Source organism: Clostridium sp. ATCC BAA-442 (genome assembly GCF_964239415.1).
Lineage (GTDB): Bacteria > Bacillota > Clostridia > Oscillospirales > Oscillospiraceae > Flavonifractor > Flavonifractor plautii.
On sequence record NZ_CAXSQB010000094.1, the window covers coordinates 1 to 4999 of the forward strand.

Genomic DNA, 4999 nt, shown 5'->3' on the forward strand with positions numbered 1-4999 from the left:
TTTGTTGTTCAACACCTTAATGCAAGGGTCACATTCATTGAGGCTGTCTGCCTCTGGGTACAGCAGTCTGATAGCCTTTGCCTTCTCCACCTCCTGCTCCGTCCAGCGGGGCCTGTCGGCTAAAGTCCACCAGACAGGCTTTGACACAACCTCACATGCCATCCCAATCCCTTTTCGGGATAGGATGCAATCGTCAGCACAATTCCCGTTTCGGCTTGCGCAATACTCCTTTGCCTCTCCCAGCGTCCAGTTCTTCAACGGCTTGTCCATGTTGGCCTCCTCCACCGGCGCAGGCATCAGAACTGGGTTGTACTCCCGCTCCAATTCCTCCCGGATTTTCTCTTTTTCTTCATCCAAATAACTTATTCTCCAATATCTTTCAAGCTCAATGATGTGCATTACTTGCTTATCAGAGAAAAGATACAGATGGTCTCTTACCACGGCTGCCCTCTTACTCCTATCTGGATGAGCAGACCCGCCGAAACAGCATTGGCAGTGCTCAATATCGTAATCACAAATAGGGCATTTCTCTTTTATGTTGGCCTCCTTTCGTTTTCCAACGCTACAATAATCGTCCGGCATCATGTCACGCTCAAAATTGTCACAGTAGACGATGTTGTCTCCCGGTCTGGTGGCATATATACACTCCCGGCACCTGACCACAGGCACGGCGGAGATGGTAGGGGCGTTTATCAATGCCATATATCGCTCTTGAGCAGTTTTACATTCCAAATTGAATTTATCGAGTAGTTCGCTTCTATCAATCAGCCTCATGCTCGTCCTCCTCGTCCATGCGGGCAATAGTATAGCCTTTACACTTAGTTCCTCTCAAACCAAAGAGCGTATACTCGCTTATTCTCTTTGGATGTCGTCCAGCCAGTTGGCATATCATTTATTCCGCCGTACTTATTCCTTGCCATTATCGTCCTCCCGCATCAAAGCGCCGCAGTTGGGGCAGTAGTGCCAATGGTACTTTTGGTATTCGTCCAGATGTAATGCCGCGCCGCATTCAGTGCACCGAATACAAGTGCTTCCGTCTAAAAACTTATATCTGTCAGACGCGTCCCATCTCCCGTGCCTCACCTCCGCAACGTCGGCGGCGGGGAGTTTGGATAACAGGGCCTCGATTTCGTTGCTGTCATAACACCTCCCGAATTTTATGACAACGGTATATCCGTCATCCCCGTTGTTTTCCGTGTCTACCGTCCAAAACAGGTCGATTGCGTCCTCTCGCTTGATGTACTCAGCCATCCTGCTCCCTCCGTAGTGCGGCCTCGGCCAGTTCGCGGAGGCGGTCAATGGGGCCGAGAGCACGATATTGCTCAAGCTCTTGCTTGTCCACTCTCAGACCAAATGCTTCACCTTTGAGCTGTTCGATTTCCCCCGGCTCCAAGCCAGTCTCCTCATAGGCTGCGAGGCGGTCAACGTGCGGACCGTAATCTTCTCCTCCTTCGGCATCGATAGCTACAAACCATTTTCCACCACCATGCCCATTGTCACACCAGTATGTCAGTCTCTCCATGCTCACCCCTCCTCCGGGCCGCGCCTTAGATACTTCGGCATACACTTAGCCCAGGGACCCAAGATATGCTCTGCCTCTTCCAACGCATCGGTCTCGTAGCTATGCGGGGTTTCTTTGTCGCTGTTGACATACGCAAACCACATCATAGCGAGAGCCCGTTTCACCCGCTCCAGCTCGGCCTCTTGCTCTTGTAATAGCAAGTGCCTCCTATCAAGTTCTTTCGCCTGTTGAAATACTAAGTCCACCTTACTTTTTAGCTCGGCCCGCAGCTTCTTGTTTTCGGCCTGGAGTGCGGAGAGAGCAGTGGCGGCATCAAGGGCAACGCCTCTTTTCAGGTCCTTCCCTTCAAAATATCCGTTTAACTGCTCAATCAGCTTCTCAATGTCCATCACTTTCCCTCCTCCGGCGGCCCATCAAAGGCCGTCCAGTATTGGCCGTATAGTTCCAGGCTAAACGGTTTGATATGCTTGCAGTATAGGTACCCGTCCTTCACGCCCTGAGCAATCTCCAAACCGCCCCATTGGAGTTGCGCTATGCCTGCTCCCTCAATGTAGATTGCGGTCTCCTGGGTGATGGATTCTAGCTCCTGGCGGGTGTATTGGCGTCTCATGGCGATACCTCCGGCGGGCTGCGGTAGGCTTTGAACCTATACCCCCACTCTTCGCACAAGGTTTCCCAATTCATCAGTTCCTCAGATCCGAAGAACAGCATCCCGAAAGGCGTTACTTTCGCCCAGTCATTCAGCGGGGTAAACCAAATATACCGTTCTTTCTTGGCATCCTCCAGCGTCAGCGGCTCATTCGGCGGGGTGAGGGTGGGCATAGAATCAATATCGTCTTTAAAGTCCGCATAGGCTGCGGCCCATGATACAGGAGCTGTTCCGCTATTCCATGTGTCTTGGATTCTCCTGTTGCATAGCTCTTGCAGTTCGTCTGCATCAATCGCCCTTGCCATCGTTCAGCGCCTCCTTGACTGCTTTCCACCGCTCTTTGCGGCTACACGTTCCGCCAGCCGCATCACAAATGCTCTTGGACGAGCATCGTTCACATGGCCCAGCCTTAAAAAATTCTTTCATGTACATCGCGGTGGTCGATATGCTGTATCCGGTGGCCTGGGCTATCGTCTCCGGCCCATACCCGTCCAGCGCCATGCGCTCCAGCAAATCACGGGACGGTCTGGGCTTTTTTGCTCTGGTATGCAGCAGGCAGCCAACTCTTTTGGGGTTACAGTCCGGCAGCGGGCACTGTCCACAGATTGCCGCCTCCTCCGCGTCCCGCTCCGTAATCCTGCGCTCCGCAATCGGCTCCACCGCGTCCAGGCTGCGCCAGGGTGCCACCGCTCCGCTGATGCCGTAGGGGTCTCTGGTGATCAAAGCTCCTCCACCTCCACCCGAATACATCCCCCGTTCCAAAGCCTATGTACAACCTGCCTGTACCAGCGGTGATCGTCGTCCGGCAGCAGGTATCCCTTAAGCGCGTCCACCACGGCTTTCGCAATGGCGGCGTGGTTGTCGATGTCCAGCCCGTCGTCCCATGCAAAGGTGATGGAGACCGGCCCATGCACCATTCCACGCCGCACGCGGGCCTGTTTCAGCGAGGCCAGGGTCATTGCGTGGAGTTCGTCGGCGTCCTTCTTCCGCTGCGCCCAGTGCTTGCCGGAGTAGTAGGCGTTGAGCCCGAACCGGCGGCAAAAGGCCGACTTGCCCTTCTTCGTGGGCGGGTATGGTATGTCAAATCTGATTGTCCCCATGTCCAAGCGCCTCCAGTGCCCGGTCCAGGGCTTTTACGATCTCACCGTGATCATGGGCCAGGTCAGACCAGGTCTCCATAATGGCGCGATGCTTGTCTCTCAGGGCGGACAAAACATCCGCCGCCTTTTCGTCTGTCACTGATATCACCTCGCTGGTATAATCCGCCCCACCGCCCGGTAAAAGGCCGCATCACAAATTCCTGTTCCGGCGTGGCGGTTTTTTGCAACAATGATCTCCATTGGATCCGGCGACCAGGGGTCGGGCCGCTCCTGACTGTAATAGCTGGGGCAGTGCAAAAAGATCACGGCGTCCGCATCCTGTTCCAGTGCCCCTGTGTCCCTCAGGTTGGACAGCACAGGGCGCTTGTTCTTTGTCTCCTCATTCTGGCGGTTGAGTTGTGCCAAACAGAGGACGGGTATCCTCAGGCGCCGGGCCAGGGCTTTGAGCTGACCGGAAGTCTCCGTAGTGGTCTCATAGCGGCTCTTCCCCCGCCCGGTGGGCTTTATCAGCCCGAAGTAGTCCACCACCAGCAGCTGCAATCCCCGCACCCGTCTCGCCATGTGTGCAATATCGTCCACCGTGGCCCGATCCTTTCGGTTGGTATACATGGGGCTGTCCTGCAGCTTTGCGGCCCACTGCGCGGCGCGACCATACTCCTCCTCGGTGGGTCTCCCCATCATCAGTGCATCATAGGCCACACCAGCCGCTCGGGCGATGCGTTTGGCTCCCAGCTGCTCCACGTCCATCTCCAGAGAGACGAAGAGCACTGGGCCAGTCTGCTCCGCCACTGCATCCGCCACCTGTAACCCAAATGTGGTCTTGCCCATGCCCGGTCGGGCGGCCAGGATGTAAAGCCCGCTGTTGAGCAGCCCGCCGCCCAGAATACGATCCAGTGGACGAAATCCGGTGGGGACAAAGCCACCGCCTCCGCCGTCCACTTGCTCCCGGTGCCGGTAATATGCCGCCATGACCTCTGCGGAGCTGGCCAGCTCCCGGGCGGTGTCCTGCGCCTCGATGGCCTCCAGCGCTCGCTGCGCGTCCGATATGGCGTCCCTGGGGTTATCCCCGACCGATACGCTGCCCAACCGATCCCCAAGAGCGTTGATCGCCCGGCGCATGGACTCCTCCCGCACCTTTCGTGCGTAGAGCAGCACGTTGGCGGCGGTGGGTGTCACCTGCATCAGCTCCATCAGGTACTCCCGGCCCACCGCGCCACCAGCCTCGGACAGGACGGTCACGGGATCCACCGGTTCCTTCCGGCGATCCAGCGCCAGAGCCGCCCGAAAAATGGCTCGATTGGCCTCCAGGGCGAAGTCATCCTCGCTCACCACCTGACACACGTCGGCAAGGCAGCGGTCATCTAGCAGGATTGCGCCGCATACGGCGCTCTCGGCCTCCAGGGTGTCAGTCGTCATAAACTACCACCTCCTGCCCGTCCTCGTCCCGCTCCAGGTGATAGGCCCTGGGGCGGTATGTCTCCGTAGTGGCTGGCTGCTCCGCCCTCCGGCGGGCCTCCCAGGTTCGCACGGCGGCTTTCCAGTCTACAATGGGCCGCCCTGCGCCGTATTTCCACCCCCGCGCTGCGTAGAAGTCCACAAAGGCCTCCGGGTCTATGCCGTTCCTCCGTTCCTGGCAATAGGCGCGGACTTCTTCCACCGTTGGGGGGACTTTCTTTTTACCCCCTTTAGGGGGTTTTTCTTTGGGGGATGGGGAAATAGATACAGGGG

The 4999-nt window shown here is 56.9% G+C and carries 11 protein-coding genes; all 11 read right to left on the minus strand.

Features of this window, described 5'->3' with window-relative positions:
• A partial coding sequence (locus ACESY8_RS19400) for a hypothetical protein (RefSeq protein WP_498794944.1) occupies positions 1 to 774 on the minus strand: 774 nt, incomplete at its 3' end.
• A gap of 132 nt (positions 775 to 906) precedes the next feature.
• Complete coding sequence (locus ACESY8_RS19405) at positions 907 to 1251, minus strand: hypothetical protein (protein ID WP_288860037.1); 345 nt, start codon at positions 1249 to 1251, stop codon at positions 907 to 909.
• Positions 1244 to 1522, minus strand: a complete 279-nt coding sequence (locus ACESY8_RS19410) for a hypothetical protein (protein WP_498794945.1) — start codon at positions 1520 to 1522, stop codon at positions 1244 to 1246. The genes ACESY8_RS19405 and ACESY8_RS19410 overlap by 8 nt, the downstream gene beginning before the upstream one ends.
• A gap of 2 nt (positions 1523 to 1524) precedes the next feature.
• Positions 1525 to 1911, minus strand: coding sequence for a hypothetical protein (locus ACESY8_RS19415; RefSeq protein ID WP_498794946.1), 387 nt, complete (start codon positions 1909 to 1911; stop codon positions 1525 to 1527).
• Complete coding sequence (locus ACESY8_RS19420; RefSeq protein ID WP_498794947.1) at positions 1911 to 2132, minus strand: hypothetical protein; 222 nt, start codon at positions 2130 to 2132, stop codon at positions 1911 to 1913. Before ACESY8_RS19420 ends, ACESY8_RS19415 begins: the two co-directional genes overlap by 1 nt.
• Positions 2129 to 2476 carry a hypothetical protein gene (locus tag ACESY8_RS19425; protein WP_498794948.1) on the minus strand — a complete coding sequence of 116 codons (348 nt, stop codon included), beginning with the start codon at positions 2474 to 2476 and terminating at the stop codon, positions 2129 to 2131. The genes ACESY8_RS19420 and ACESY8_RS19425 overlap by 4 nt, the downstream gene beginning before the upstream one ends.
• Positions 2460 to 2894 (minus strand): hypothetical protein, encoded by a 435-nt coding sequence (locus tag ACESY8_RS19430; RefSeq protein ID WP_498794949.1) that lies wholly within the window; start codon positions 2892 to 2894, stop codon positions 2460 to 2462. Before ACESY8_RS19430 ends, ACESY8_RS19425 begins: the two co-directional genes overlap by 17 nt.
• The gene (locus ACESY8_RS19435) at positions 2891 to 3271 is read right to left on the minus strand and encodes a RusA family crossover junction endodeoxyribonuclease (RefSeq protein ID WP_498794950.1); all 381 of its coding nucleotides are present in this window, start codon (positions 3269 to 3271) and stop codon (positions 2891 to 2893) included. The genes ACESY8_RS19430 and ACESY8_RS19435 overlap by 4 nt, the downstream gene beginning before the upstream one ends.
• Positions 3252 to 3410 (minus strand): hypothetical protein, encoded by a 159-nt coding sequence (locus tag ACESY8_RS19440; protein ID WP_204682698.1) that lies wholly within the window; start codon positions 3408 to 3410, stop codon positions 3252 to 3254. Before ACESY8_RS19440 ends, ACESY8_RS19435 begins: the two co-directional genes overlap by 20 nt.
• A gap of 5 nt (positions 3411 to 3415) precedes the next feature.
• Complete coding sequence (locus ACESY8_RS19445) at positions 3416 to 4687, minus strand: replicative DNA helicase (RefSeq protein ID WP_498794951.1); 1272 nt, start codon at positions 4685 to 4687, stop codon at positions 3416 to 3418.
• Positions 4677 to 4928 (minus strand): hypothetical protein, encoded by a 252-nt coding sequence (locus tag ACESY8_RS19450; protein ID WP_498794952.1) that lies wholly within the window; start codon positions 4926 to 4928, stop codon positions 4677 to 4679. The genes ACESY8_RS19445 and ACESY8_RS19450 overlap by 11 nt, the downstream gene beginning before the upstream one ends.
• Positions 4929 to 4999 lie beyond the last annotated feature (71 nt).

Bases quoted from the DNA above. Each gene is read 5' to 3' on its own strand.
- ACESY8_RS19405 (WP_288860037.1), bottom strand. From the start codon at position 1,251: ATGGCTGAGTACATCAAGCGAGAGGACGCAATCGACCTGTTTTGGACG.
- ACESY8_RS19410 (WP_498794945.1), bottom strand. From the start codon at position 1,522: ATGGAGAGACTGACATACTGGTGTGACAATGGGCATGGTGGTGGAAAA.
- ACESY8_RS19415 (WP_498794946.1), bottom strand. From the start codon at position 1,911: ATGGACATTGAGAAGCTGATTGAGCAGTTAAACGGATATTTTGAAGGG.
- ACESY8_RS19420 (WP_498794947.1), bottom strand. From the start codon at position 2,132: ATGAGACGCCAATACACCCGCCAGGAGCTAGAATCCATCACCCAGGAG.
- ACESY8_RS19425 (WP_498794948.1), bottom strand. From the start codon at position 2,476: ATGGCAAGGGCGATTGATGCAGACGAACTGCAAGAGCTATGCAACAGG.
- ACESY8_RS19435 (WP_498794950.1), bottom strand. From the start codon at position 3,271: ATGGGGACAATCAGATTTGACATACCATACCCGCCCACGAAGAAGGGC.
- ACESY8_RS19445 (WP_498794951.1), bottom strand. From the start codon at position 4,687: ATGACGACTGACACCCTGGAGGCCGAGAGCGCCGTATGCGGCGCAATC.